26 protein-coding genes and 1 riboswitch are annotated in these 26,198 nt (G+C 72.2%); of the genes, 9 read left to right on the forward strand and 17 right to left on the reverse strand.

Going from position 1 to position 26,198, the window contains the following annotated elements; translation table 11 throughout:
* On the forward strand, positions 1-400 hold a 400-nt coding region (locus BM288_RS08300; RefSeq protein ID WP_143103068.1), incomplete at its 5' end, for an aldehyde dehydrogenase family protein.
* A 105-nt stretch (positions 401-505) separates the two neighbouring features.
* Here the strand turns inward: BM288_RS08300 and BM288_RS08305 are convergent.
* The 4 genes from BM288_RS08305 to BM288_RS08320 all read right to left on the reverse strand — a co-directional run bounded on the left by BM288_RS08305 (position 506) and on the right by BM288_RS08320 (position 5,503).
* Positions 506-1,411: an NADP-dependent oxidoreductase gene (locus BM288_RS08305; protein WP_092917879.1), complete on the reverse strand. Its 906-nt coding sequence runs from the start codon at positions 1,409-1,411 to the stop codon at positions 506-508.
* A gap of 94 nt (positions 1,412-1,505) precedes the next feature.
* Entirely contained in the window at positions 1,506-3,305 is a 1,800-nt protein-coding gene (locus BM288_RS08310) for an ABC transporter ATP-binding protein (RefSeq protein ID WP_092917881.1), read from the reverse strand.
* 48 nt (positions 3,306-3,353) lie between these two features.
* Complete coding sequence (locus BM288_RS08315; RefSeq protein WP_092917883.1) at positions 3,354-3,557, reverse strand: transcriptional regulator; 204 nt, start codon at positions 3,555-3,557, stop codon at positions 3,354-3,356.
* Positions 3,558-3,616: 59 nt separating this feature from the next.
* Complete coding sequence (locus BM288_RS08320) at positions 3,617-5,503, reverse strand: heavy metal translocating P-type ATPase (RefSeq protein ID WP_092917885.1); 1,887 nt, start codon at positions 5,501-5,503, stop codon at positions 3,617-3,619.
* A gap of 105 nt (positions 5,504-5,608) precedes the next feature.
* Here BM288_RS08320 and BM288_RS08325 point away from each other — a divergent pair, with 105 nt between their 5' ends.
* From BM288_RS08325 to surE, 5 genes are read left to right on the forward strand one after another with little or no spacing between them, the layout of a single operon-like run.
* Positions 5,609-6,535, forward strand: coding sequence for an ABC transporter ATP-binding protein (locus BM288_RS08325; RefSeq protein WP_092917887.1), 927 nt, complete (start codon positions 5,609-5,611; stop codon positions 6,533-6,535).
* Complete coding sequence (locus BM288_RS08330) at positions 6,532-7,383, forward strand: ABC transporter permease (RefSeq protein ID WP_092917889.1); 852 nt, start codon at positions 6,532-6,534, stop codon at positions 7,381-7,383. Before BM288_RS08325 ends, BM288_RS08330 begins: the two co-directional genes overlap by 4 nt.
* A gap of 35 nt (positions 7,384-7,418) precedes the next feature.
* A complete protein-coding gene (locus BM288_RS08335) occupies positions 7,419-8,231 on the forward strand; it encodes an ABC transporter permease (protein ID WP_318255518.1) in 813 nt (270 codons plus the stop codon).
* Between the two features lie 44 nt (positions 8,232-8,275).
* Entirely contained in the window at positions 8,276-9,217 is a 942-nt protein-coding gene (locus BM288_RS08340; RefSeq protein WP_092917891.1) for a 1-phosphofructokinase family hexose kinase, read from the forward strand.
* Positions 9,217-9,975: a 5'/3'-nucleotidase SurE gene (gene surE / locus BM288_RS08345; protein WP_092917893.1), complete on the forward strand. Its 759-nt coding sequence runs from the start codon at positions 9,217-9,219 to the stop codon at positions 9,973-9,975. The genes BM288_RS08340 and surE overlap by 1 nt, the downstream gene beginning before the upstream one ends.
* Before the next feature lie 114 nt (positions 9,976-10,089).
* Here surE and BM288_RS08350 read toward each other — a convergent pair whose 3' ends face one another.
* The 9 genes from BM288_RS08350 to BM288_RS08390 form a co-directional block, all read right to left on the reverse strand.
* Complete coding sequence (locus BM288_RS08350; RefSeq protein WP_092917895.1) at positions 10,090-11,451, reverse strand: MFS transporter; 1,362 nt, start codon at positions 11,449-11,451, stop codon at positions 10,090-10,092.
* A gap of 219 nt (positions 11,452-11,670) precedes the next feature.
* A complete protein-coding gene (gene ribH, locus BM288_RS08355) occupies positions 11,671-12,144 on the reverse strand; it encodes a 6,7-dimethyl-8-ribityllumazine synthase (protein ID WP_092917897.1) in 474 nt (157 codons plus the stop codon).
* A 3-nt stretch (positions 12,145-12,147) separates the two neighbouring features.
* Entirely contained in the window at positions 12,148-13,416 is a 1,269-nt protein-coding gene (gene ribB, locus BM288_RS08360; protein WP_092917899.1) for a 3,4-dihydroxy-2-butanone-4-phosphate synthase, read from the reverse strand.
* On the reverse strand, positions 13,413-14,027 hold the full coding sequence (locus BM288_RS08365; protein ID WP_092917901.1) for a riboflavin synthase: 615 nt from the start codon (positions 14,025-14,027) through the stop codon (positions 13,413-13,415). Before BM288_RS08365 ends, ribB begins: the two co-directional genes overlap by 4 nt.
* A complete protein-coding gene (gene ribD, locus BM288_RS08370; RefSeq protein WP_092917903.1) occupies positions 14,027-15,043 on the reverse strand; it encodes a bifunctional diaminohydroxyphosphoribosylaminopyrimidine deaminase/5-amino-6-(5-phosphoribosylamino)uracil reductase RibD in 1,017 nt (338 codons plus the stop codon). Before ribD ends, BM288_RS08365 begins: the two co-directional genes overlap by 1 nt.
* A gap of 49 nt (positions 15,044-15,092) precedes the next feature.
* Positions 15,093-15,234: riboswitch (FMN riboswitch) on the reverse strand.
* A gap of 54 nt (positions 15,235-15,288) precedes the next feature.
* A complete protein-coding gene (locus BM288_RS08375) occupies positions 15,289-15,873 on the reverse strand; it encodes a GNAT family N-acetyltransferase (protein WP_092917905.1) in 585 nt (194 codons plus the stop codon).
* A complete protein-coding gene (gene trpS, locus BM288_RS08380; protein WP_092917907.1) occupies positions 15,870-16,865 on the reverse strand; it encodes a tryptophan--tRNA ligase in 996 nt (331 codons plus the stop codon). Before trpS ends, BM288_RS08375 begins: the two co-directional genes overlap by 4 nt.
* Positions 16,866-16,872: 7 nt before the next feature.
* Positions 16,873-17,700, reverse strand: a complete 828-nt coding sequence (locus BM288_RS08385; RefSeq protein ID WP_092917909.1) for an exodeoxyribonuclease III — start codon at positions 17,698-17,700, stop codon at positions 16,873-16,875.
* A 92-nt stretch (positions 17,701-17,792) separates the two neighbouring features.
* A complete protein-coding gene (locus BM288_RS08390) occupies positions 17,793-18,767 on the reverse strand; it encodes a YihY/virulence factor BrkB family protein (RefSeq protein WP_092917911.1) in 975 nt (324 codons plus the stop codon).
* A gap of 54 nt (positions 18,768-18,821) precedes the next feature.
* On the opposite strand from BM288_RS08390, the gene ptsP reads away from it, so the two are divergent.
* Positions 18,822-20,468, forward strand: coding sequence for a phosphoenolpyruvate--protein phosphotransferase (gene ptsP, locus BM288_RS08395; RefSeq protein ID WP_092917913.1), 1,647 nt, complete (start codon positions 18,822-18,824; stop codon positions 20,466-20,468).
* Between the two features lie 87 nt (positions 20,469-20,555).
* Here the strand turns inward: ptsP and BM288_RS08400 are convergent, their stop codons facing one another.
* The 3 genes from BM288_RS08400 to BM288_RS08410 are packed head-to-tail and all read right to left on the reverse strand — an operon-like array spanning position 20,556 to position 24,614.
* Positions 20,556-22,175, reverse strand: a complete 1,620-nt coding sequence (locus tag BM288_RS08400) for a GTPase family protein (RefSeq protein ID WP_092917915.1) — start codon at positions 22,173-22,175, stop codon at positions 20,556-20,558.
* On the reverse strand, positions 22,172-24,082 hold the full coding sequence (locus tag BM288_RS08405; protein WP_092917917.1) for a dynamin family protein: 1,911 nt from the start codon (positions 24,080-24,082) through the stop codon (positions 22,172-22,174). Before BM288_RS08405 ends, BM288_RS08400 begins: the two co-directional genes overlap by 4 nt.
* Positions 24,083-24,128: 46 nt before the next feature.
* A complete protein-coding gene (locus tag BM288_RS08410) occupies positions 24,129-24,614 on the reverse strand; it encodes a hypothetical protein (RefSeq protein ID WP_092917919.1) in 486 nt (161 codons plus the stop codon).
* A 109-nt stretch (positions 24,615-24,723) separates the two neighbouring features.
* Here BM288_RS08410 and BM288_RS08415 point away from each other — a divergent pair, with 109 nt between their 5' ends.
* Together BM288_RS08415 and BM288_RS08420 are read left to right on the forward strand one after the other, a co-directional pair.
* Positions 24,724-24,918, forward strand: coding sequence for a helix-turn-helix transcriptional regulator (locus BM288_RS08415; RefSeq protein WP_092917921.1), 195 nt, complete (start codon positions 24,724-24,726; stop codon positions 24,916-24,918).
* The gene (locus tag BM288_RS08420; RefSeq protein WP_143103069.1) at positions 24,905-25,315 is read left to right on the forward strand and encodes a hypothetical protein; all 411 of its coding nucleotides are present in this window, start codon (positions 24,905-24,907) and stop codon (positions 25,313-25,315) included. Before BM288_RS08415 ends, BM288_RS08420 begins: the two co-directional genes overlap by 14 nt.
* A 64-nt stretch (positions 25,316-25,379) precedes the next feature.
* Here the strand turns inward: BM288_RS08420 and BM288_RS08425 are convergent, their stop codons facing one another.
* Positions 25,380-26,180 carry a succinate dehydrogenase iron-sulfur subunit gene (locus BM288_RS08425; protein WP_092919011.1) on the reverse strand — a complete coding sequence of 267 codons (801 nt, stop codon included), beginning with the start codon at positions 26,178-26,180 and terminating at the stop codon, positions 25,380-25,382.
* Positions 26,181-26,198 lie beyond the last annotated feature (18 nt).

Here is a 26,198-nt window from a genome sequence, read left to right on the forward strand (position 1 = left end):
GCTCGTCGCCGGAGGCAAGGCGATCGACGGCCCCGGCTCCTTCTTCGAGCCCACCGTGCTCGACGGCGTCGACGCCGAGATGGCCGTGTCGATCGAGGAGATCTTCGGCCCGGTCGTCGCCATCCAGCGCTTCAGCAACGAGGAGGACGCCGTCCGCCTCGCCAACGCCACCGAGTACGGCCTGGTCGGCTACGTCTTCACCGAGGACACCAAGCGCGGCCAGCGCATGATCGAGCTGATCGACACCGGCATGATGGGCCTCAACGTGGGCGTGGTCTCGAACGCGGCCGGCCCCTTCGGCGGCGTGAAGCAGTCGGGCCTGGGCCGCGAGGGCGGCGCCGAGGGCATCCACGAGTACCTCGAGACGAAGTACACGCTGATGCCGAACCCCTTCGCCTGAGCGGTGGAGCTCGAGAGCGACGGCCCTCTCGGGCCGTCGCCGCGACCCCAGCGCAGGGGCCCGTCCCGGGCCCCTGCTTCGAGGAGCTCGTAGGCGCAGGGCGTGTCAGGCGAGGTCGATGACGAGCTTGCCCCGCACGTGGCCGTCCATCAGGTGCTCGTAGGCCTCGCGGAACCGCTCGAGCGGGTAGCGCGCCTCGACCGGCACGAGCAGGTCACCGGATGCGGCCAGTCGCGCGAGCTCGTCGAGGGCGCCGGTGCGCTCCAGGTCGCCGGCGACACCGCGGGCGCCGTGCGCGCCCTTCGCAGCGATCGCGATGCAGCGCTCGATGGGCACGCCGACCTCCAGCGCGGCGGCGATGCCGTCGGCCCCGTGGCAGTCGAAGCACGCGTCGACCGGCAGCATCGCCTCGAGCCGCTCCGCGAGACCGTCGCCGTAGGCCACCGGCTCCGCGCCGAGCGAGCGCAGGAAGTCGGCGTTGCGCTCGCTCGCCGAGCCGATCACGCGTGCGCCCTTCCGCTCGGCGAGCTGCACGGCGAGCTGGCCGACGCCGCCGGCCGCGCCATTGATGAAGATCGTCTCGCCGCCGCGATCGAGCAGCTGCTCGACGCCGTCCCAGGCGGTGCGGCCGGCGACGACGAGGCTCGCGGCCACGCCCGCATCGAGGCCGTCAGGGATGCGAGCGAGCCGCTCGCGACCGGGCGCGACCGTGGTGAAGTCCTGCAGCGCCCGCGTGCGGGCCGAGCCGAACACGCGGTCACCCACGACCCATCCGTCGACCCCGTCGCCGACCTCGTCGATCGTGCCCGCGATGTCGTTGCCGACGCCCATGGGCGGCACGAGGCCGCGGCGCTCGGCGCCGGGGCCGGTGAAGATCTTCCAGTCGACGGGGTTGAGCGCCGCCGACTCGACGCGGATGCGCACCTCGCCCGGGCCGGCGTGGGGCTCCTCCGCCTCGCGCAGCTCGAGCACCTCTGGCCCGCCGAACCGATCCTGCATGATGCGCCGCATGCGGCCACGCTACCGAGCCGCGGCGGCGCGGCGGCTGCGCCGCCTGCTCGACGGTCGGCGGCCCGGCCGCGTCTCGATGCGTCGGCTGCGCCGCCTACTCGACGACGGTGGGGCGCTCCGGCGCGAGCAGCTGGTGGGCGGCGAGCTCGCGGTAGAGCGGGGACGACTCCAGCAGCTCCTCGTGCGTACCGGTCGCGAGCACCTGCCCACCGTCGAGCACCACGATCTGGTCGGCGTCGACGACGGTGGCGAGCCGGTGCGCGATCACGAGCGTCGTACGGCCCTCGCTCGCCACGTCCAGCGCCGCCTTCAGGGCGGCCTCGTTGCGGGCGTCGAGGTTGGCGGTCGACTCGTCCAGCAGCAGGATCGGCGTCGCCGCGAGCAGCGCACGGGCGATCGCCAGCCGCTGCCGCTCGCCGCCTGAGAGCAGCACCCCGCCCTCGCCGACCTCGGCGCCGAGCCCCGTGGAGGAGCGGCTGACGAGCGAGCCGAGGTTGACCGCGTCGAGCGCGGCCAGCAGCTGCTCGTCGCTCGCCTCTGGGGCACCCAGGCGCAGGTTCTCCCGCAGCGTGCCGGCCAGCACCGGCGCATCCTGCTCGACGTAGCCGATGCGCTCGCGCAGGCTGTCGCGGTCGACCTCGCGCACGTCGACGCCACCCACCATCACGCGGCCGCCGGTGACGTCGTAGAAGCGCTCGACCAGCGCGAAGGTGGTCGACTTGCCGGCGCCGGACGGGCCGACGAGGGCCGTGCGGGAGCCCGCCGGCACCTCGAACGAGATGCCCTCGAGCACGACGCGCTCGTCGTCGGCGGCGGGGTAGGCGAACGACACGTCCTCGAACGCGACCATGGGCGCGCCCGGCCGCACGGTCAGCGCCGTGACGGCATCCGCATCCGCTTCGCTCGGCAGTCGCGCGATCTCCTGAATGCGGCCGAGCGCGCCGAGCGCGACGCTGACCGCCGCGAGGGCGCCGGCGAGCTGGCCCAGCGGCATCACCATCAGGAACAGGAAGAGCAGGAAGCCCACCAGCTGCGAGATCACGATCTCGCCGGTGGCGACGCGCAGGCCGCCGACGCCCAGCACGACCAGGAACGACACGTTCACTGCGACGCCGAGGATCGGCACGACGAACGCAGAGATGCGCGCGACCCGCACGCCCGCGTGGAAGGCGTCGCCGGCGCGCGCGCCGATGCCCTCGACCTCGCGCTCGGTGGCGCCCGCGGCGCGCACGGTGCGCACGGCGCTGATCGCGCGCTCGAGCGCGCTGGTGAGGTGGCCGACCTGCTCCTGCGCCTTGCCGGAGGCGCGGCTGAGCAGCGGCATGACGACCAGCATCGCCGCGATCGCGACCGCCAGCACCAGCACCGTCAGCCCGAGCAGCAGCGGGTCGATGAGGAGCATCGCGACGATCGCGCCGACGAGCGTGAGGACGCCGCCGATCGACTCCACCAGGCCCTGCGTCAGCACCGCGCGCAGCAGCGTCGTGTCGCTGCCGACGCGGCTGACGAGGTCGCCGACGCGGCGGGCGTCGAACTCGCTGATGGGCAGCCGCAGCATCCGCGCCACCAGCGTGCGCCGCGTGAGCAGCACCACGTGCTCGCCCAGCACCTGCAGCAGGAAGTGCTGGAACCCGTCGCTCAGCGCACCGACGATCACTATCACCACGAGCAGCCACGGCAGCCACTCGAGCGGCTGCGTGTCCTCGACCCGGGCGATGACCTCCTGCACCAGCACCGGCTGCGCCAGTGCGAAGGCCGCGCCGAGCACCGACAGCACGATCGCCGCCGTCAGCAGCCCCTTCTTCGGGAAGAGGTAGGGCAGCAGCTCCCGCACACTCGCCCGCGGGCCGTCGTCGCCGCGCCGTCTGCCGAACATCCCTCGTCGCTCGCTCATCCCGCGCTTCCTCGGCGCATCCGCCGCGTCGTCCGTTGCGTCCACCGGCTATCGCTTGCCGTGCTTCTTGTGGACCGCCTGGCGCGAGACGCCGAGCGCGTCGGCGATCGCCTGCCAGGCGAACCCCTCCATTCTTGCGCGTCTGACGAGCGCCGATTCCTCCCGCTCGATCTCGCGGCGTGCCTCGGCGGCCACCGCCAGCTGTTCGAGGCTGCCGATGGGCCGCTCGCCCGACGCGGTGCGCTTCTCCATGTGTCAATGATGGTTGACAACGACGGATGCGTCAACCGTGGTTGACAGCACAGGGTGCGTCAGGAGACGACGACAGCCGGCCCTCTGCTGGTGGCACGGCCGCGATCGGCGACGCGATCGCGCCGGGTGCCGATCGCCCGCAGCGCCCACAGGATCGCGACGAGGTCGACGACCTCCTGCGAGAGCGCGCCCACGGTCGCGGGGATCACGCCGACCGCTGCCACCAGCATGAGTCCGACACTGATGACGATGCCGATCCAGATGCTCTGCAGCGCGATGCGCCTCGTGTCGCGCCCGATGCGCACCGCGCGTGCGGTGCGCGAGATGTCGTCGAGGGTGATGACGACGTCGGCCGACTCGCTCGCCGCGGTCGCGCCCTTCGCGCCCATGGCGACGCCGACATCCGCGGATGCGAGCACCGGAGCGTCGTTCACGCCGTCACCGACCATGATGACGGGTCGTCGCTCGACCGCCCGCACCGCGCGCACCTTGTCGGCGGGCAGGCACTCGGCCTGCACGTGCTCGATGCCGAGCTCGGCAGCGACGTGCCGCGCGGTCGGCCAGGCATCGCCGGTGAGCATCATCGTGTCGCCGACGCCGAGCTGCTCGAGCTCAGCGATCGTCTCGGCGGCGTTCTCGCGCACGCTGTCGCGCGCCACGATGCTGCCCGCGAAGCTGCCATCGATCGCCAGGTAGATCGCGAGCTCGCCCGCGGCCAGCTCGGTCGGCTCGGCCGAGGGCGCGCGTGCCCGAACGAACGCGAGCTTGCCGACGATCACCTCGCGCCCGTCGATCTGCGCCACGACGCCGGAGGTGGCGTGCTCGGATGCGGTGCTCGCGTCGCGCAGCGCCAGGCGGCGCTCGCGCGCGGCGCGCATGATCGATGCGGCGAGCACGTGCGAGGAGTACTGCTCGGCGGAGGCCGCGAGCGCGAGCAGCTCGTCGGCGTCGAAGCCGCCGGTCGGCCGCACCTGCTCGACGGTCGGGGTACCGGTGGTGAGCGTGCCGGTCTTGTCGAACACGATCGTGCGAGCGGCCGCGAGCTGCTCGAGCACGCCGCCGCCCTTCACGATGATGCCGCCGCGCGCGGCTCGACTCATGCCGCCCATGAACGCGACGGGCGCGGCGATCAGCAGCGGGCACGGGGTCGCGACGACGAGCACCTCGGCGAATCGCACCGGATCGCCCGAGGCCGCCCACGCGATGCCGGCGATGAGCAGCGCGACGACCGTGAAGGGAACCGCGTAGCGGTCGGCGAGCCGCACGACCGGGGCCTTGCTCTCAGCCGCCTCCGCGACGAGCGCGACGATGCGCTGGTACTGGCTGTCGGCCGCTGTCGCGGTCGCGCGGATGCGCACGGCCGTCTCGGCGTTCACCGAGCCGCTCAGCAGATCGTCGCCGGCGCGCAGCTCGACCGGCAAGCTCTCGCCGGTGAGGGAGGACTGATCGACGACGGCGACCGGGCTCAGCAGCTGAGCGTCGACCGGCACGAGCTCGGCCGGGCGCAGCAGCAGCAGGTCGCCCGCACGCACCTCCGAGACCGCGATGTCCTCGATCCCTCCGTCGTCGCCCAGGCGATGGGCGAGCTGCGGGGCGCGCTCGAGCAGCGCGGTGAGCTCGCGCCGCGCGCGCCCGGCCGCGTAGTCCTCCAGCGCCTCGCCGCCGGTGAGCATCAGCACGATGATGATCGTGGCGACGTACTCGCCCACCAGGATCGTGGCGACGATGGCGGTGACAGCGAGGATGTCGAGGCCCCAGTGGCCGCGCATGATGTCGCGGATCATGCCGACGGCCTGCATGGCGGCGACGATCACGCCCCAGCCGATGCACAGCCACTGGCTGACGGCCGGCGAGCCGGCGAGCCCGGCGGCCGCGGCGATCGCGGCGACGAGCAGCGTGATGGCGACGAGCGGATAGCGCCGGGTGGAGTCGCGTAGCCACTGCATGCTGTCATCCTCGCCCACGTCGTGCGCGAGCGACAATGACGTGCGTCAGGTATCGGCCGCTTCGGGGTTCGCGCGCGTGGGCGGCACGGTCTAGCGTGGTGTCTCGTGCCAGCACCTGTCATCGAAGCCACGGGCCTCACCAAGCGCTACGGCGACTTCACCGCCGTCGACGGCATCGACTTCGCGATCCAGCCGGGCGAGGCGTTCGGCTTCCTGGGTCCCAACGGCGCTGGCAAGTCGACCACCATGCGCATGATCGCAGCGACCTCGACGCGCACCTCCGGCGACCTGTCGGTGCTCGGCTTCGACCCCGCCGACCATGGGCCCGAGATCCGCGCGCAGCTGGGCATTGTGCCGCAGGCCGACCAGCTCGACGAAGAGCTGCGGGTGATCGACAACCTGATCATCTACGGCCGCTACTTCGGCCTGCCGGTGCCCTACGTGAAGCGCCGCGCCGAGGAGCTGCTGGAGTTCGCGCAGCTGACCGAGAAGCGCAGGTCCCGCGTCGACGGCCTCTCGGGCGGCATGAAGCGACGGCTGACGATCGCGCGCGGGCTCATCAACAGCCCGAAGGCGATGCTGCTCGACGAGCCGACCACGGGGCTCGATCCGCAGGCGCGGCACGTGCTGTGGGATCGCCTGTTCCGGCTGAAGGAGGAGGGCACGACGCTCGTGCTCACCACGCACTACATGGATGAGGCGGAGCAGCTCTGCGACAGGCTCGTGGTGGTCGACAAGGGCACCATCGTCGCCGAGGGCAGCCCCTCCTCGCTCATCAGGCAGTACTCCACCCGCGAGGTGCTCGAGGTGCGCTTCGGCTCGGCGCACAACGAGGCCGCATCGCAGGCCATCGAGGGCATCGGCTCGCGCGTCGAGGTGCTGCCCGACCGGGTGCTGGTCTACGCGGACGACGGCGAGGCGGCGATGTCGGCCGTGCACGAGCGGGGGCTGCGCCCCATCACGAGCCTGGTGCGCCGCTCGAGCCTGGAGGACGTGTTCCTGCGACTGACCGGAAGGTCGCTGATCGAATGAGCACGCTCGAGCAGCCGGTTGCCGACGTCGGCGGCGTCGATCACGCGCTGATCGCCAGCCGCGCGCGCGGCTGGGGCTGGTGGTTCGTCGCCGAGCACCGCATCCGCGCGATGCGCTCCTACGTCGCCTCCTGGATCGCGATCAGTGTCGGGTCCCCGTTCCTGTTCCTGCTCGGGCTCGGGCTGGGCCTCGGCCTGCTGGTGGACGCCAACCAGGGCGCCCAGGGCGTCGACGGTGTGCCCTACCTGGTGTTCATCGCGCCGGCGCTCTCGATGGCGACCGCGATGCAGACGGCCGCGCAGGAGAACACCTACGGGGTGTTCGGCGGCTTCAAGTGGTTCCCGATGTTCTTCGCCATGAACGGCACGCCGATCAGCGCAGCCCACATCGTGGTCGGCTTCCAGGTCTCCGTGCTCGTGCGGGTGCTGCTGCCGCTCGTGGCGTTCTCGCTCGTGATGGTCGTCTTCGGCATCGGCAGCCCGCTCGGGGCGCTGCTCCTGCTGCCGATCGGGCTGCTGCTCGCCGCCGCCGTCGGCTTCGCCGTGATGGCGTGGGTGTCGACCCAGACCGAGGACCGCGGGCAGCTCTCGTTCGTCGAGCGCTTCGTGGTCGTGCCGCTGACGCTCTTCTCGGGCACCTACTTCCCGCTCGAGACGCTGCCGGCCTTCCTCCACTGGATCGGCTGGATCTCGCCGCTGTGGCATGCTGCCGAGCTCGGCAGGGGAGCGCTGTACGGCGCCGAGCTGGCGCCGGTGATGGTGCTCGTGCACGTCGGCTATCTCGTGCTGCTCGCCGGCCTCACGTGCTGGCTCTCGATCCGCACCTTCCGGCGGAGGCTCGACAAGTGACCGGGCAGCGCGCGACCCAGCTCCACGCGACCGAGCTGCTCGAGGCGCCCGCACCGACGGTCCGCGGTCCGCTGCGCGGCATCTACGCGGGCAACACCCGCTCGGTGGTGGTGCGCGGGCTGCAGGTGATGGCGCGCACGAACTGGGTGGTCGTGCTGACGGGCTTCTTCGAGCCGGTCTTCTACCTGCTCTCGATGGGCGCCGGGCTCGGCGCGCTGATCGGCACCGTCGAGTTCTACGGCGTCGACGTGGAGTACGCCGCCTACATCGCGCCGGCGCTGATGGCGGTCAGCGCCATGAACGGCGCGGTCTACGACTCGACGATGAACGTCTTCTTCAAGATGAACTTCGCGAAGCTCTACCAGCAGATGCTCTCGACCTCGCTCGGCCCGCTCGACGTCGCGCTCGGCGAGATCCTGCTGGCGCTGTTCCGCGGCCTGCTCTACGCCTGCGGCTTCATGGTGGTGACGACCCTGATGGGTCTGAACCTCTCGTGGACGGCCGTGCTGGCGATCCCGGCCGCGCTGATCGTCGCCTTCGGCTTCGCCTCGTTCGGCATGGCGATCACGAGCTACATGAAGACGTTCCAGCACCTCGACTACGTCTTCTTCCTGATGATGCCGATGTTCCTGCTCTCGGCCACCTTCTTCCCCATCGAGGTGTACCCGCAGGGGTTCCAGTGGGTGATCCAGGCGATGCCGCTGTGGCACGGCGTCGACATGATCCGGCAGCTCACCACCGGCCTGATCCAGCCCTCGATCCTGATGCATCTGCTGTACTTCGCGGTGATGATCGTGCTCGGCCTGTGGTTCACGACCGCGCGCCTGCGCGCCCTGTTCCTGCGCTGACATTCCTGCGCTGACGCCCAGCCGGCGCGCCTAGGGTGGGCGCCATGGCGCGCGTCGTGATCTTCACCCCGGCTCCGATGCTGACCGTGACGGTCGAGGAGCACCGCGGTGAGCCCGACGTGCACTTCCACGTCGGCGGGCAGGGCGTCTGGCAGGCGCGCATGCTGGTGGCCCTCGGGGCCGAGGTCGTGCTGGTGTGCACGGTGGCGGGCGAAGCGGGGAGCATCACGCAGCACCTGCTGGCCGCTGAGGGCTTCCAGGTGGTCGCCATCGAGCGCGACGGCGTCAGCCCGGCCTACATCCATGACCGCCGCGGCGGCGAGCGGGAGGCGATCGTCGAGGCGCGCGGGGAGCCGCTCTCGCGCCACGCGCTCGACTCCCTGTACTCGGCGACCCTCCGCGAGGCGGCGGAGGCCGAGCTCGTGATCCTCTCCGGCCCGGACGGCGACGAGATGCTCGAGGCGGACGTCTACCGCAGGCTCGCCAGCGACATGCGCCAGCTCGGCCGGCCCGTGCTGATCGACCTCGCGGGCGATCGCCTGGAGTCCGCCCTCGAGGGCGGCGTGGACGTGCTGAAGGTGAGTCACGAGGAGCTGGTCGCCGACGGCCGCGTCAAGGACGGCGACGACGAGCAGCAGCTGCTCGCCGCCGCACGGGAGCTCGCCGAGGACATCGCGCTGGTCGCCGTGACGCGCGCCGAGGCGGGATCGATCGTGGTGGGCGAGGAGGGCGCGTGGCGCGTCGTCGCCCCCGAGCTGGAGCCGGTCGACACCCACGGCGCCGGGGACTCCTACACGGCCGGCATCGCCGCGGTGCTGGCCGCCGGCGGCAGCCACGCCGAGGCGGTGCGACTGGGTGCGGCAGCCGGCGCCGTCAACGCCACCAGACGGGGGCTCGGCACCGGTGACGCGGAGGCGATCCGCGCGATCGCCGAGCAGGTACAGCTGCAGCAGCTGGACAGCGACGAGCAGGGCGAGGACGACTGATGCGGGCACTGATCACCAACGACGACGGCATCGACTCCCCGGGGCTGGTGGCGCTGGCGGGCACCGCCGCGGCAGCGGGGCTCGAGGTGGTGATCGCGGCGCCGGCGCATGAGCACTCCGGCGCGAGTGCATCCATCATCGCCACGCAGGGCACCGCCGTCACCGCGGCCGGCGGCAAGGGCACGGTGCGCTCCGAGCGCCGCACGCTGCCCGGCGTCGACGGCGACGCCTACGCGGTGCACGCGGCGCCCGCCCTCATCACGCTGCTGGCCCTGCACGGCTCGTTCGGCGACGTGCCCGACGTGGTGCTCAGCGGCATCAACCGGGGCGCCAACGTCGGCGGTGCCATCATGCACTCCGGCACCGTCGGCGCCGCGCTCACCGCCGGGCAGGGCGGCGTGCGGGCGCTCGCCGTCTCGCTCGACGTGGGGCTGGTCGAGCAGGACGAGCAGCACTGGGGGACCGCCGCGACGGTCGCCGGCAGCGCACTCGCGCGGCTGCTGGGCGCGCCCGCCGGCACCGTGCTGAACCTCAACGTGCCCAACGTCGCGGACGCGGCCGCGCTGGAGCTGGTCGAGACGCGACTGGCGCCGTTCGGGATCGTGCAGACCACGCTGACGGAGATGGCCGGCGACGAGGTGCGGCTGTCGATCCGCGAGCACCGGGCCGACGACGCGCCGGGCAGCGACATGGAGCGGCTGGCAGCCGGGCTCGCGACGATTACGGCGGTGCAGACGATCGCGGAGCGCGGGATCTGACCCTCACGGGACCACCGGGACCACCGGGGCCACCGACCTCATCGGCCGACGACGCGCGGCCGGCCGCCCTTCTCGGGCGACCGGCCGCATCCGTCGTCGGTGTGAGCGCTGCGCTCAGCGCTCCATGTCGACGTCCTTCGTCTCCTTCGAGATGAGCAGCGCGATGAGCGTCAGCGCGCCCGCCGCCGAGAGGTAGACGCCCACCCAGAACGGGCTGCCGCCGCCGGCCGTCCAGAGTGCCACCGCGATGAACGGAGCGACTGCCGCGCCGATGATCGACGAGACGTTGTAGCTCACGCCCGAGCCGGTGTAGCGCACATTGGTGGGGAACAGCTCCGGCAGCAGCGCGCCCATCGGGCCGAACGTGAAGCCCATCAGCGACATGCCGATGATCAGCCACATGATGACGCCGAAGAACCCGCCGCCGGTCAGCGGCACCCAGAGCAGGCCGAAGGCGATGATCGCGAGCGTCACCCAGATGAGCAGCGTCCGGCGGCCGAAGCGGTCGGCGAGCGGGCCGGAGACGAGCGTGAAGATGCCGAAGAACACCACGCCCACGATGAGCATCAGCACGAAGGTGTTGTACGAGTAGCCCAGGCCCGGCACCTCGGCGTCCACCGGCGCGCGGCCGTAGGTGAGCGAGAACGCGGTCATCAGGTAGAAGAGCACGTAGGTCGCGAGCATGAAGAAGGTGCCCAGGACGAGCTCCTTCCAGTGGTCGCGGAACACGGTCGCCAGCGGCAGGCGCTGGATGGTGCCGGTGGTCTTCGCCTTCTCGAACGAGGTCGACTCGACGAGCTTCAGGCGCACCCACAGTCCGACGATCACCATCACGGCCGAGAACAGGAAGGGGATGCGCCAGCCCCACTCGAGGAACGCCTCGGAGGGCATGGAGGGGTCGTCGCTGGGCAGCGCCGCCGCGATGATGAGGAAGAGCCCATTGGCGATGATGAAGCCGATCGGGGCGCCCAGCTGCGGGAAGGTGCCGTACCAGGCACGCTTGCCGGCGGGCGCGTTCTCGGTCGCGACCAGCGCCGCGCCCGACCACTCGCCGCCGAGGGCGAAGCCCTGCGCGAGGCGCATCAGCACGAGCAGTGCCGCGGCGAACCAGCCGATCTGCCCGTAGGTCGGCAGCACGCCGATCAGGAAGGTGGCGATGCCCATCGTCAGCAGCGCGCCGACCAGGGTGAGCTTGCGGCCGTGCTTGTCGCCCAGGTGGCCGAAGACGACCGAGCCGATAGGGCGGGCGACCATCGCGGCGCCGAACGCGGCGAAGGAGGCCAGCAGCGCCGTGGTGTCGTCGCCGGTGGGGAAGAACAGGTGCGGGAAGACAAGCACGGCCGCGGTCGCGTAGACGTAGAAGTCGTAGAACTCGATCGTGGTGCCGATGAGGCTGGCGAAGATGACGCGGCCGCGGGAGTTGGCCGGCTGCTGCTGCGACGACGCGGCGGTCGCCTGAGATGCGGAGATGGACATGCGTGCTTCCTGAATGCGGTTCGCGCGCGATCGTGTGCGGGTGTGCTGCGCGCAGGGGAGCGGTCCGCTTGTGGCGGGCCGGCCGCGTCGGAGGCACCTTCGGCTCCGGTGGGACGACACTCCAGTGTAAGGGGTGTAGCACCCGACGGGCGCGGTCCAGTGCGGCCGGCCCGACGCATCCGCCCGCCTGGATCGGACGAGCGGATGCGTCGGGTCGGCTCAGCCGCGGAGCGAGCGGAGCGCCAGCGCCGCCTCGACGACCGCCTCGGCGGCCTCGCGCCCCTTGTCCTCCTTGGAGCCGGGGAGCCCTGCACGATCGATGCCCTGCCGCTCGTCGTCGAGCGTGAGCACGCCGAAGCCGACCGGCTTGCCCGTGCGCACGGCGACCTCGGTCAGCCCCATCGTCGCCGCCTGGGAGACGTACTCGAAGTGGGGCGTGCCGCCGCGGATGATGACGCCGAGCGCCACCGCCCCGTCGAAACCGTGCTCCAGCGCGGCCTGCGCCACCACGGGGAGCTCGAACGAGCCCGGCACCGGCAGCTCGGTCACGTCGGCGCCCATCTCGGCGAGCGCGCGCCGCGAGCCCTCGAGCAGGCCCGTGGCGATCTGCTCGTGCCAGCGGCCGTGCACGATCGCGATCCGCAGCCCGGTCGCATCCAGTCCGGCACCGTCGGGACGTCCTTCTCCAGCCATGGCTCAGCCCTCTCCCTGCTCGTCGTTCTGCATGATGACCTCTGGCAGCCGGTGACCCATGCGGTCGCGCTTGGCCTCGAGGTAGTGCTCGTTGTGCGCGCCGACGCCCACCAGCAGCGGCACCAGCTCCTGCACCTCGACGCCGTGGTTCTCGAGCGCCTCGCGCTTGAGCGGGTTGTTCGAGAGCAGTCGCACCGACTGCACGCCCTGCTGCCGGATGATCGCCGCGGCCGCGCCGTACTCCCGCGCATCGGCGGGCAGGCCGAGGGCCAGGTTGGCGTCGAGCGTGTCGAGGCCCTCCTCCTGCAGCTTGTAGGCGCGCAGCTTGTTGATCAGGCCGATCCCGCGCCCCTCCTGACCGCGCAGGTAGACGACCATGCCGCCGCCGTTCTGCTGGATCTGCTGCAAGGCGTCGTCGAGCTGCGGCCCGCACTCGCACTTGAGCGAGTGCAGCGCTTCGCCGGTGAGGCACTCGGAGTGCACGCGCACGAGCGCGCCGTCGCCGAGCTGGTCGCCGGAGATGATCGCCAGGTGGTCGGCGCCCGTCTGCCGGTCGCGGTAGGCGGCGACGCGGAAGGTGCCGAAGCGGGTCGGTACGTTCGTCTCCACCTCGAAGGAGACGCGCGCCGACTCCTCGTTCGCGCCGCCGCAGGCGGTGGGGATGCCGCCGGTGTCGAGGTAGTCGATCAGGTCGGCGATCGTGATCACCGGCAGGTCGTGCTCCTCCCCGAACGCGATCAGCGACGGCAGCCGGCGCATCTCGCCGGCATCCTCCACGAGCTCGCCGATCACGCCCACGGGAGAGAGGCCGGCGAGCTGCATCAGCTCGACCGCCGCCTCGGTGTGGCCGGGCCGCGAGCGCACGCCGCCCTCGACGGCGCGCAGCGGCACGATGTGGCCGGGGCGGCGCAGGCTCGTCGTATCGGAGTCGGGGTCAGCGAGCACGCGCAGGGTGTGCGCGCGGTCGTCGGCCGAGATGCCGGTCGACGAGCGGTCGGCGGCGTCGACGGTGATCGTGTACGCGGTCTGCCGCTCGTCCTCGTTCTCGAGCACCATCAGCGGCAGCCCCAGCTCGTCGGCGCGCTCGGCCGTGAGCGGCGCGCACAGGTAGCCGGAGGTGTGGCGCACCATGAAGGCGATCCACTCGGCGGTCGCCAGCTGCGCCGACATGATCAGGTCGCCCTCGTTCTCGCGGCCCTCGTCGTCGACGACGATGACGGGCCTGCGTTCGCGGAGCGCCTTCAGCGCGACGTCGATGGTGGTGATGCTCATCGGTTGCCCTCCAGCTGCAGCATGCGCTCGACGTGCCGAGCGACGATGTCGGTCTCGATGTTGACGCGCTCGCCCACGGCCCGGAAGCCGAGCGTGGTCGAGGCGAGCGTCTCGGGGATGAGCGAGACCTCGAACCACTGCTCGACCTCGTGTGCATCGCTGATGCCGGAGACCGTCAGCGAGATGCCGTCGACCGCGATCGAGCCCTTGGTGGTCACCAGCCGTGCGTGCTCGCCGTCGAGCGAGAAGCGCACGGTGCGCTGCCCATCGCCCTCGGTGATCGCGAGCACGGTGGCGGTGCCGTCGATGTGGCCCTGCACGATGTGGCCGCCGAGGCGGTCGCCCACCGCGGCCGCCCGCTCCAGGTTGACGCGGTCGCCGGGCCTGCGGTCGCCCAGTGTGGACATGTCGACCGAGACCTGCATGACGTCGGCGGTGAACGCATCCGCCGTCTGGTCGACGACCGTGAGGCACAGGCCGTTCACCGCGATCGAGTCGCCGTGGGATGCGTCGCTGACGGCCAGCGGGCCGCGCACGGTGAGGCGCCAGGCCGCTCCGTTGGGCTCGAACGAGACGATCTCGCCGAGCTCCTCGATGATGCCGGTGAACATCAGTGCTCGCCTTCTGTCGTGGCCTCGACCAGGAGGTCGCGGCCGAGCTGATCGAGCCGCGTGACCGTGAGGCGGCGCTGCTCGTCGATGGTGTCGACGCCGAGGGCGTCGATGGCGGTGCGCGGGCCCCCGAGGAGGGTCGGCGCGATGTAGACGGTGAGCCGGTCGGCGAGCCCGGCGCGGATGAAGGCGCTCGCGAGCGTCGGCCCGCCCTCGACGTAGAGGGACTGGATGCCGTCGGCGGCGAGGGCGGTGAGCTCGCGCTCGAGGTCGTGCCCGGCCGTGCGCAGCTGCCGGGGGTGCCGACGGAGCGCCGCCGCCTCGGGCACGACGCGATCGCCGAACACGACCGGGATCGGCTGCGGGGCGTCGTCGACGCCCTCGATGCGGGCGGTGAGCTTCGGGTCGTCGGCGAGCACCGTGCCGGTGCCGACGGCGATCGCGTCGTGGGCGCTGCGCTCGCGGTGCACGTGCGCGCGCGCCTCGGGGCCGGTGATCCACTGGCTGGTGCCGTCGGCGGCTGCGGCGCGGCCATCGAGCGACTGCGCCCACTTGACCGTCACGCGCGGGCGGCCGGTGTGCTGCACGAACAGCCAGTCGGCGATGAGCGCGTCGGCCTCCGGCACGTCGAGCCGGTCGACCTCGACGCCTGCCTCGCGCAGGCGGGTGGCACCGTGGCTCGACTCGTCGCCGGGGTCGGATGCGCCGTAGACGACGCGACCGATGCCGGCGTCGATGAGCGCGAGGGCGCACGGGCCGGTGCGGCCGGTGTGGTTGCAGGGCTCGAGGGTGACGACCGCCGTCGCACCCGTCGCCTCGCCGGCGGCGAGCCGCGAGAGCGCATCGACCTCGGCGTGCGGGCTGCCGGTGCCCCGGTGGAAGCCCTCGGCGAGCGTGCGGCCGTCGGTGGCGAGGATGACGGCGCCCACCTGCGGGTTGGTGCTGCGCGGTCCCTGCAGCGCGAGCTCGCGCGCGCGAGCCATCGCGCGGCGCTCTGCTGCGGTGATCCCCGACATCCGTCCCTTTCCGAACGAGCACGGGGAACGGAGGGTCGCCGGCGGACCCTGCGTGCGCCTCCCCTCCGGACTCTCACCGTCGGTGCTGGAATTCCACCAGCTCAGCCGATCGCCCTGCTCGTCCTGACGCAGGTCGCTCGGGTCGCGGACTCTCACCGCCGGTTCAGACTTGCACTGACCCCGGGCACGTTGCACTGCCACCCTACAACTCGGATGCGGGCACACCCATTCCCGGCCGGCGTGCGTCAGTCGAGCGGTGGCCAGGGGCGCGCGCCGGCCGGCGTGCCGCTCGCGACGCGCACAGCCCGGTGCTGCAGCACCGGCTCGCCCCGTTGCGTGCCCTCGCGAGTGCCGAGGTAGGTGAAGCCGGCGGCCTTCGCCACCCGCATCGAGCCGACGTTGCCGTCGTAGCAGCTCCAGTGCACCTCCGGCCACGTCAGGCAGCCCTCGGCGTGCCCGACCACGGTGCGCAGCGCATCCGCCATCAGGCCCCTGCCCTGCGCGGCCGGGTGCAGCCAGAAGCCCACTTCGCCCTCGAGGGTGCGCAGGCCGACGACGCCCGCGAGCGGGCCGCGCAGCGATTCGCGGATCGCCCAGACGCGCTCCTCGTGCTCGCCCCGCCAGCCGGCCGGCGCGAACTCGCGCACGAAGCCCTCGGCATCGGCGCGCGCATACGGCCAGGGCGTCTCGAGCCAGCGCCGCGCCTGCTCGGTCGTGCAGGCCTCGAGCACGCGGTCGATGTCGTCCTCGCGCAGCGCGGTGAGCACGACCTTGCCGCCCATCACCGGCAGCATCGGGCCCGCCAGGCGGGAATCAGCCGGCGCGGTCATCGCAGCCCCATGGCCTCCAGCGCGCGGCCGAGGGTCGCGTCGGCCACCTCGGCGGCGCGGTCGGCGTTGACGGCCAGCAGCCGGTCGAGCTCGGCCGGGTCTGCCAGCAGCTCGAGCGTGCGCTCGCGCACCGGTGCGAGCTCGGCGACCACCGCATCCGCCACCGCCGTCTTGAACACGCCGTAGCCCTGGCCGGAGAACTCCGCCTCGAGCGATGCCACCGGCGCGCCTGTCATGGCGCTGAGGATGTCGAGCAGGTTCGTCACGCCCGGCTTGGCAGCCTTGTCGGCGCGGATCGAGCCCTCGGTGTCGGTCACCGCCGAGCGGATCTTCTTCGCCGTCTTCGCCGGGTCGTCGAGCAGCCAGACGATGCCCTTGTCGTTGTCGGCCGACTTCGACATCTTCGACTCCGGGCTCTGGAGGTCGTAGATGCGGGCGCCGTCAGCGAGGATCTGCGGCTTCGGCACCGTGAAGGTCGTCCCGAAGCGCTTGTTGAAGCGCTCGGCGAGGTCGCGGGTGAGCTCGACGTGCTGCTTCTGGTCGTCGCCCACCGGCACCAGGTCGGCGTCGTAGAGCAGGATGTCGGCCGCCATCAGGATCGGGTAGGTGAACAGTCCCACCGACGCCGCCTCCTGCCCTCCCCTGGCGGTCTTGTCCTTGAACTGCGTCATCCGGCTGGCCTCGCCGAAGCCGGTGATCGTGCCCAGCAGCCAGGCCAGCTGCGCGTGCGCGGCGACGTGCGACTGCACGTAGAGGCACGAGCTGTCCGGGTCGATGCCGCCGGCGATGTACTGCGCGGCGAGCGTGCGCACCTGCTCGCGGAGCACCGCAGGCGACTGCGGCACCGTGATCGCGTGCAGGTCGACGATCGAGAAGAAGGCGTCGTAGCCCTCCTGCATCTGCCGCCACTGCTGCAGCGCGCCGATGTAGTTGCCGAGGTGGAGCGAGCCCGAGGAGGGCTGCATCCCCGAGTAGAGACGGGGCTGTGCCATGAGGTTCCTAGAGGTTGTAGTCGACGACGACGGGGGCGTGGTCCGACCAGCGGGTGTCGTATGAGGGGTAGCGGTCGACGCGGTACTCGCTCGCGACGGCCGCGAGCGCGGGCGATGCCATCTGGTAGTCGATGCGCCAGCCGGTGTCGGTGTCGAAGGCCTTGCCGCGCTGCGACCACCAGGTGTAGGGGCCGTCGACCTCCGGATGCGCGGCGCGGCCGACGTCGACCCAGCCGTGACCGCGACCGCGCACGCCGTCGACGCCGGTCACCATGCCGGTGCCGAAGAAGCGGTCGAAGTAGGAGCGCTCCTGGGGCAGGAAGCCGGCGCTCTTCTGGTTGCCGCGCCAGTTCTTGATGTCGAGCGGCGTGTGGCCGACGTTGAGGTCGCCCATCACCACGACGTGCTCGCTGTGCGCGCGCAGCTGCGGCAGCCGCTTGGCCATCGAGTCGAGGAAGCGGTACTTGTCGTCCTGCTTCGGCGTGCCCACCGCGCCCGAGTGCACGTAGGCCGAGACCACCGTCAGCAGCGTCTCGCCGATCAGGAAGTCGGCCTCGAGCCAGCGGCCCTTGGTGTCGAAGGTCTTCAGGCCGATGTCGGTGCGGTGCGCGATCGAGGGCTCGCGCGAGAGCACCGCGACGCCGGCACGGCCCTTCGCGGTGGCGGGGTCGTGCAGCATGTGCCAGCCGGGCACGAGCGGCAGCAGATCCTCATCCTGCGCGCGCACCTCCTGCAGCGCGACGATGTCGAATCCGCCGGACTCGAGCCACTCGCCCATGCCCTTGCGGAACGCGGCGCGGACGCCGTTGACGTTGACGGAGGCGATGCGGACCATGTCTTCGAGCCTACCGACCGCGGCCGACACCCTCGCGCGCTGCGGACGGCGACGGATGCGCGTGCCGGGGACGCTGCGCGCTGCCGGTCCCGTCAGCGGGCGCGCTTCGCGAGCCGCTTGTGCATCTTCACGGGATCGTCGCCGTCCTTGCGGCTCTCCTGCAGCTCGTCGAGCAGCTCGCGCGCGCGCTCGGGGGTGAGCCGGGCATCGATGCCGCCGCTCTGCACGAGCCGCGTGTAGGCGCGGCCGGTCGCCCCGACCGCGACGAAGGCGAGCACGAGCAGGAGGATCTGCATGATGAAGCCGAGCCAGATGAGGATGATGACGGGAGCGGCGATGCCGGCGAGCAGCGGGTTGTTCTCGACTGCGCCGAACAGCAGCGTGGCGACCAGCTTGAGCCCGAAGAACGCGACGGCGCAGACGACGGCGGCGGGAACGATCTGCTTGGCAGGCAGCCGCAGGCGCCCGCCGAAGCGGAACAGCAGCAGCACGATCGAGGTGTCGAGCACGAGCTGGACGGCGATGCCGACGAGCTGTGTCGCCCACCCGAAGCCGAGCGCCTCCACGAGCGCGGTCGCGAGCACCTGCACGCCGGCCGAGACGATCACCAGCACGCCGATCCCGACGCCGACGCCGAGGTCGCCGAGCTTCAGCAGCACGAAGTTCGCCGGCGGGTCGTCGAGGTCGAACATGGCGCGGAATCCCTCGCGGCTCACGGCGACCCACGCGATCGCTGTGAACAGGATCGACGCGGCCGCGATCGCGCCGGCCCAACCGACGATGCTCGACCCGGTCAGCGCCTCGACGTCGAGCGCGCCGCCCTCGCCCTCGCCGCCGATCAGGCCGGGGATCGAGCGCGAGATGGACTCGATCACCGCGGTGCGCAGCTCGACGTTGCCGCCCAGCACCGCCATGAAGATCGCGAACGCGACGAAGAGCGCGGCGAACAGCGACAGGAATGCCTGCAGCGTCATGCCCTGCGCGAGCACCGGCCCGCGCGTCGCGCTGTATCGCTGCCAGGCGCGCATCGGCCTGGAGTGCATGATCCGCTCGATCAGCTGCTTCATGACGGCCCCTCCGCTTCTTTCGCGATGGTCGGGTGGCCAGCGTAGTGTGGCCGCATGAGTGCGCTCTCAGGAGTCGGAGTCGGTCGCGGCATCGCCGTCGCGAAGGTGCTGAGGATGCCCGAGCCGCTGGCTCCGCCCAGCGACGAGCCGCTGGCGGCGGACGCCGACGGCGAGCACCAGCGGGTGCAGACGGCGCTGGCCGAGGTCGCCGCCGATCTGAGCGCGCGCGCCGCAGCCGCCGGGGGCGACGCCCAGCAGGTGCTGGAGGCGGCAGCGCTGATGGCGCAGGACCCGGCGATCCTCGACGATGTGCGCGCCCGCCTGGGCGGCGGCGCGAACGCCGAGAAGGCGACGTGGGATGCGTACGCGGCGTTCCGCGACATGCTCACCGAGATGGGCGGCTACATGGCCGAACGCGCCACCGACCTCGACGACGTCGCCCAGCGTGTCGTCGCGCAGCTGCGCGGGGTGCCCGCGCCCGGCGTTCCCGCCTCGGACGAGCCCTTCATCCTCGTCGCGCGCGATCTCGCCCCGGCCGACACGGCCACGCTCGACCTGGAGAAGACGCTCGCGCTCGTCACGCAGGACGGCGGGCCCACCTCGCACACCGCGATCCTCGCCCGCTCCAAGTCGCTGCCGGCGGTCGTGGGCGTCGTGGGTGCGCTCGACGCGATGGCCGACGGCCAGCTCGTGATCGTGGACGCGAAGGCCGGCACCGTCGTGCTCGACCCCGACGACGCATCCGTCACCGCAGCTCGTGCCGAGCGCGAGACCCGACTGGCGGCCGCCACGGCGCCCATCACCGAGGGCGCGCTGGCCGACGGCACGACGGTGCCGCTGATGGCGAACGTCGGCTCGGCGAAGGATGCGCCCGGCGCGGTGGCGCTGGGCGCGGAGGGCGTGGGGCTGTTCCGCACCGAGTTCCTCTTCCTGGGCGCCACCTCCGCCCCGACGGTGGAGGAGCAGACGAAGGCGTACACCGACGTGCTGCAGGCCTTCCCCGGGAAGAAGGTGGTCGTGCGCGTGCTCGACGCGGGCGCCGACAAGCCGCTGTCCTTCCTGAACGACGCGCACGAGGAGAACCCGGCGCTCGGCCTGCGCGGCATCCGTGCGCTGCGGGCGAGCGAGCAGATCCTGCGCGACCAGCTCACGGCCCTCGCCGCGGCGCAGGCGGCGACCGAGGCCGAGCTGTACGTGATGGCGCCGATGATCGCCGACCGCGAGGAGACCGAGTACTTCGTCTCGCTCGGCAAGGAGCTCGGGCTCGAGCGGGTGGGCGCGATGGCCGAGGTGCCGTCGATCGCGGTGCTCGCCGACCAGGTGCTCGAGGTGGCCGACTTCGTCTCCATCGGCACGAACGACCTGACCCAGTACACGATGGCTGCCGACCGCCAGCTCGGCAGCGTCTCCGCCATGCAGGACCCCTGGCACCCGGCGGTGCTGCGGCTGGTGAAGATGCTGGGGGATGCGGGCAGCTCGGCGGGCAAGCCGGTGGGCGTGTGCGGCGAGGCCGCCGCCGACCCCGGCCTGGCGGTCGTGCTCGTGGGGCTGGGCGTGACCTCGCTGTCGATGAGCGCGTCAGCGATCGCCGACGTGCGGGCGGAGCTGCTGACGGTCACACTGGACGAGGCCAAGGCGCGGGCGGCACGGGCGCTCGCCGCCACCTCTGCGGCCGCCGCCCGGCAGGCCGCCACGGTCTGATCCTCGGAGCCGCGTGACCTTCGGCACCACCTGACGCTCGGCGCCGCGTGACCTCAGCGCCGCCTGACCCTCAGCGCCGCCTGACCCTCAGCGCTTGCGGCCGCTCGCGCGCGCGAGCGCGACCGCGAACTGGCGCGCCCGCTCGCGCTCGCCCTCGATCGGCAGCACGACGCTCTCGAGCGCGACTGCGCCGACCTGCTTGCGCAGCCGCCGCCGCGCCCGCGCGCGGCGTGCGGCGCCCACGGCACCGCCGATGGCCGCGCCGATCAAGCCCAGCAGGATGCCCACCAGCACGCCGCCCAGCAGCCCGACGAGCGGGATCGGCCAGCCGTCGAGCCAGGTCTCCGTCCCCTCGAACTGCGGGATCGCCGGCGCCACCATGCCCCACAGCGGCAGCACGATCGGCAGCAGCAGCCACACACCCCCGATGACCGCGACGAGCAGCGCGAGCCACTGGATGGCAGCGAGCAGCGGCCACCACCAGGAGCCGCGCGCGCCGAGGTCGGTGCGGGCGACCGCTCGGTCGAGCTCCGACGGCAGCGCCTCGAGCGCATCCGCCGCATGCTCGTGGATCGCAGCGGCCCAGCCGTCGCCGAGCCCCGCAGCGGCTGCATCCGCATAGGCGCGCACCGCGAGCCCCGCCTGCGCGCGCTGCGCGGCGTTCATCGGCGGCATGCCGGTCCGGTGCACCTCGGCGTCTCGGCCACGGTCGCGGCCGAGCGCCAGGTGCAGCCGGCGCAGCGGATCGGGAGCCAGCCGCAGCAGCCACGCGGTCAGCGGCCAGCCGGTGACCTGCCCGGCGCGCTTGCGGTACGAGTCCGCCACCGCCTGCGCGACCGCGTCGACGTTCGCGGCGCGCGAGAGGCCGCGCTCGAGCTGCTGCACATCGGCGCCACGCATCTTGCCCGGCACGCCTGCGGCCTCGAGGCGCCCGGCGATGGACCGCACGTCTGCCGAGAGCCGCTGCGACGCCGCCTTGCGCTCCGCGGCGAAGCGCGCGATCAGTGCGCGCAGCGCGTCGACGCCGGTGCCCTCGGTCGCCGAGACCGGCAGCACCTGCACCCGCTCGAGCCCGTCGCGCCGCAGCAGTCCGCGCAGCGAGTCGACGACCTGCTCGACCTCGCCGGGCGGCAGGCGGTCGACCTGGTTGAGCACGGCGGCGGTGACGGATGCGTGCGTGGCCAGCGGCGCGATGAAGTCGCGGTGGATGACGGCGTCGGCGTACTTCTGCGGGTCGACCACCCAGACCAGCACGTCGACCTGTCCGGCGAGCCGCTCGGCGATCGCCCGGTGATCGAGGGCGACGGAGTCGAAGTCGGGCAGGTCGAGCAGGATGAGCGAGAGGTCCTGGCCTGCGGCGAACGGCACCTCCATCACGCGCCGGTCGCCGACCTGCAGCCAGTCGAGCAGAGCGGATGCGCCGCGCGGGTTCCACACGGCCGCGAGCGGCACCGAGGTGGTCGGCCTCCCCACGTGCGTGCGGGCGATCGGCTCGCCCGCCAGCGCGTTCATCAGCGAGGACTTGCCGGAGCCGGTGGCGCCGAAGAACCCCACCACGGTGTGCTCGCTCGAGAGCGCCCGCCGCTCTCCCGCGCGCTCGGCGATGCGCCGCACCTGCTCGAGCTCGTCGGTCGGCACGCGGCCGGCGCCCAGCTCCGCAGCCTCGGAGAGCGCCCCGAGCAGCTGGTCGACGCTCGGCTCGCTCATCGGTCGGCCTCGCCCGGGCCCAGCTCGCGGTGCTCCGTCGTCTCGCCCGGCGCCAGCTCGCGGATCTCCGTCGCCTCACCGTCGATGGCCGACTCGCCCTCGTCGTCGAGCGCCTCCGCCTCGACCAAGTCGCTCGGCAGCAGCGAGCGCGAGTGCTCGCCGGTGGACGTGCCGACGCCGGCCATCGCGGTCTGCAGCTCGATCGCGGCATCGCGCAGCGCGTCGCCGTCGGCGCCCGCCTCCACCGGCGCCAGCAGCGCATCCCAGCGGGCCGCCTCCGCATCCATCAGCACGTGCACGCGTGCTTCGAGATCCTGGCGAGCCTGCGCGGCCAGGCGACGCACCGCATCCTCCCCGAAGATCGTCTCGAGCAGCTTCTGGCCGACGACGGCCGAGCCGCCGGCGATGGCGAGCTCACCGCCGGTGAGGCCGCCGGTCGAGGCGAACACGACCACCATGAGCGCGACCGTGATGACGTTGAGCCCGAGCGACATCACGCGGGCCTTGGTGCGCTTGCCGGCGGCCTGCTCGGTGATTAGCTCGATGAGCCCCTGCTGCCACCCGCGCACGAGCCGCGAAGCCCGCTCGGGCAGCTCCGGCGACGGATGCGCGAGGTCGGCGCCGCTGGTGAGCTGCCTGCCGACCGCGCTCTGCCGCACTCGGCTCCATGCCTCGGACGCCGCGCGCCCGGCCTCGTCGACCATGACGGCGTGGAGCCCCGACTCGATCTCGTGCTCCACCTCGATCGCCGGTGCCGGCCGGCCCTGGAACCAGGCGGTGACCCTGTCGCGCGTCCGGGAGAACCAGGACTCGAGCGTGCGGAAGACGTCGGAGGTGCCGACGAAGTCCTGCCAGCGCGCGAGCACCTCGCCGCGCAGCAGCACGCCGTCGCGGGTCGCGTCGGCGACGCGCTCCGCCGCATCGCCGTGGACCGTCGAGATGGTCTCGCGCAGGTCGTCCGCGACCACGATCTGCTCGTCCCTCGCCTCGGCGACGGCGCGCGCGGTGACGCAGAGCCGCTCGACGGTGCCGGCGAGCGTGCGCCCGGCGATGCGGGCCCGCTCGGCGCGATCGCCGGCGATGGCGGTGAGCCAGCCGCGGATGCCCGCGACGGCCTGCTCGGGCAGCATGCCGCGGTCGTCGAGCTGTGACTCGGTGACGACGAACACCGGTGCGGTGCCGAGCCCGCGCAGCCCCAGCATCTGGCGGAGGTCGGCCTCGACCTCGGCCTCGGCTCCCGCCGGCACGCGGTTCAGCACCACCCCGACGGTGATGTCGCGCGCGGCGGCGTCGTCGAGCAGCTTCCATGGCACGGCGTCGGCGTAGCGGTTGGCGGTGGTGCCGAACAGCCACAGGTCGGCTGCCGCGAGCAGCTGGGCGGCCAACTCGCGGTTCTCGTCTGCGATCGAGTCGACGTCGGGCGCGTCGAGGATCGCCACGTCCCGCGGCACCCGCTCGTCGGCGACCAGCACCACCGAGCCGATCTGCGCGGCATCGGGCTCCTCGCCCGCCAGGTTCGAGGGCGCCTCGCGCACTGTGCCGGTCACGCGGGCAAGGCCGGGCAGGATGCGCGTGGAGGCGAACCAGGCGGCGTCGGCGGGGGAGTGCAGCAGGATCGGCTGCCGGGTGGTCGGGCGGATGACCCCGGTGCGAGTGACGGGGATGCCGACGAGCGCGTTCACGAGGGTCGACTTGCCCGCACCGGTGGAGCCGCCGACCACCGCCAGCAGCGGCGCCTCGAGGTTGCTCAGCCGCGGCTGGATGTAGTCGTCGATCTGCCGCACCGCGGATCTGCGCGCATCCCGCGCGGCATCGGCGCCCGCGACCGACAGCGGCAGCGCGACGCCGTCGAGCGCGCTCCGCAGGGCGTCGAGCCGGTCGAGCGCGGCGATCGTGGTGTCGTTCACGCGGCTAGTCTGCCGCACCGGCCGGAGCGGCCCCTCCGGCGTCGCCCTACCGCAGCGCGAGCAGCTCGACGCCGCCGAGCGCCAGCAGACCGAAGGCCACACCCCACACGACGATCGAGATGCACTGCCAGAGGATGACGGCGTTGCGCGAGGCACCGAAGGAGACCATCGCGCCGGAGGTGATCTGGCTGGGCAGCACCGTCTGGCCCAGCAGGCTCACGCCCGGCACGCCGAAGCGATCGAACATGCGCTTGAGGCGCGCGCGCCGGGGCGAGAGCTCGGCCCGCGCTTCGCCGCGCCCATGCAGCACCTTGGCGCGCGCAGCATCTGCCGCGAAGACGAAGCCGAGCATCGACACGGCATTGCCGGCGATCGCGGCGACGATCGCGACGACGGGGTGCAGGCCGACGAGGACGCCGATCGCTGCGCCGAAGTAGCTCTCGACGAAGGGGATCGCGCTGATGAGCATGATGCCGATCCACTGTGCCCAGGCGGGTAGGCCGGCGGCGAAGTCGGAGAGGGCTTCGAGCATGAGGGGATCCTTCGGTCGAGGTGGTGGCGTGCGGCGCGGAGATGACAAGTGCGCTTGACATGTCAAGTCTGCTTGTCATCCACGCATGTGTCAAGTACGCTTTCCACACATGGAGAGTCGTGTCCGCGCACTGCGGATGGAGCGGGAGCTGTCGCAGCAGGCGCTCGCGACGGCCATGGGCGTCTCGCGCCAGACGATCAACGCGATCGAGACCGGCCGCTACGACCCCTCACTCACCCTCGCCGTGCATCTGGCGCGGCACTTCGGGACCACCGTGGAGGAGCTGTTCGATGTCGACGCGTAAGCGATTCGGGATGTCGTGGTGGAACGTCGTGATGGCGGCCGTGACGCTCATCGCCGGTGTCATCATGGCGGTGCTCGGGCGATGGGTCGCCGCCGGCATCTTCCTGGTCGTGGCGCTCGCCATCGCGGGCAGCGCCGTCTACGCGCGATCGGGCCGGGCGAGCGACCTCACGCGGCTCAACGCGGCGGAGTACGTCGATGAGCGCGACCGCGCTGTCGGCACGCGGGCCCTTGCCATCGTCGGCGTCGTCGCGCTCCTGCTCACGATGACCGTCTTCGTCATCGGCATGGTGCTGCTCGAGCCCGGCAGCCCGATGTTCGTGGTGCTCACCGGGCAGGTGCTCGCGCTGGCGGTCGCGTGGGCGATCGCGAATGTCGTCGCTCTGCGGCGCTCGTAGTCGCCGCTGCTGACGAACAAGGCCGGATCCCCGAGAGGTCCGGCCTTCTTCGATGCGGCTCAGCTCAGAGCTTCACGCCCGAGATCATGGCCTGCTTGACCTCTGCGATGGCCTTGGTGACCTGGATGCCGCGCGGGCATGCATCCGTGCAGTTGAACGTCGTGCGGCAGCGCCACACGCCCTCCTGGTCGTTCAGGATGTCGAGGCGCACCTGGCTCGCCTCGTCGCGCGAGTCGAAGATGAAGCGGTGCGCGTTCACGATCGCTGCCGGGCCGAAGTACTGGCCGTCCGTCCAGAACACCGGGCACGAGGTGGTGCAGGCGGCGCAGAGGATGCACTTGGTCGTGTCGTCGAAGCGCTCGCGCTGCGCGATGGTCTGGTGGCGCTCCTTGTCGGGCTTGCCGGTGGCCTGCAGGAAGGGCTGGATCTCGCGGAAGGAGTCGAAGAACGGCTCCATGTCGACGATCAGGTCCTTCTCGAGCGGCAGGCCCTTGATCGCCTCGACGTAGATGGGCTTCGAGGTGTCGAAGTCCTTCACGAGCGCCTTGCAGGCGAGCCGGTTCTTGCCGTTGATGCGCATGGCGTCCGAGCCGCACACGCCGTGGGCGCACGAGCGGCGGAAGGCGAGCGAGGGGTCCTGCTCCCACTTGATGCGGTGCAGGGCGTCGAGGATGCGCTCGGTCGCGAACATCTGCACGTCGTAGTCGACCCAGCGCGGCTCCTCGTCGACCTCGGGGTCGTAGCGGCGCACGATGATCGTGACGGGGAAGCTCTGCGGCTCCTCGACCGGCTCGGGCTCGACCTGGCGCGCGGTGCCCTCGGCGGCGGAGTCGGCGGGGCTCGGGGTCGTACCGCCTGCGCTCACGGCCTGCGCGTCGGCAGT

It is taken from the genome of Agrococcus baldri, assembly GCA_900114805.1.
Classification (GTDB): Bacteria; Actinomycetota; Actinomycetes; order Actinomycetales; family Microbacteriaceae; genus Agrococcus; species Agrococcus baldri.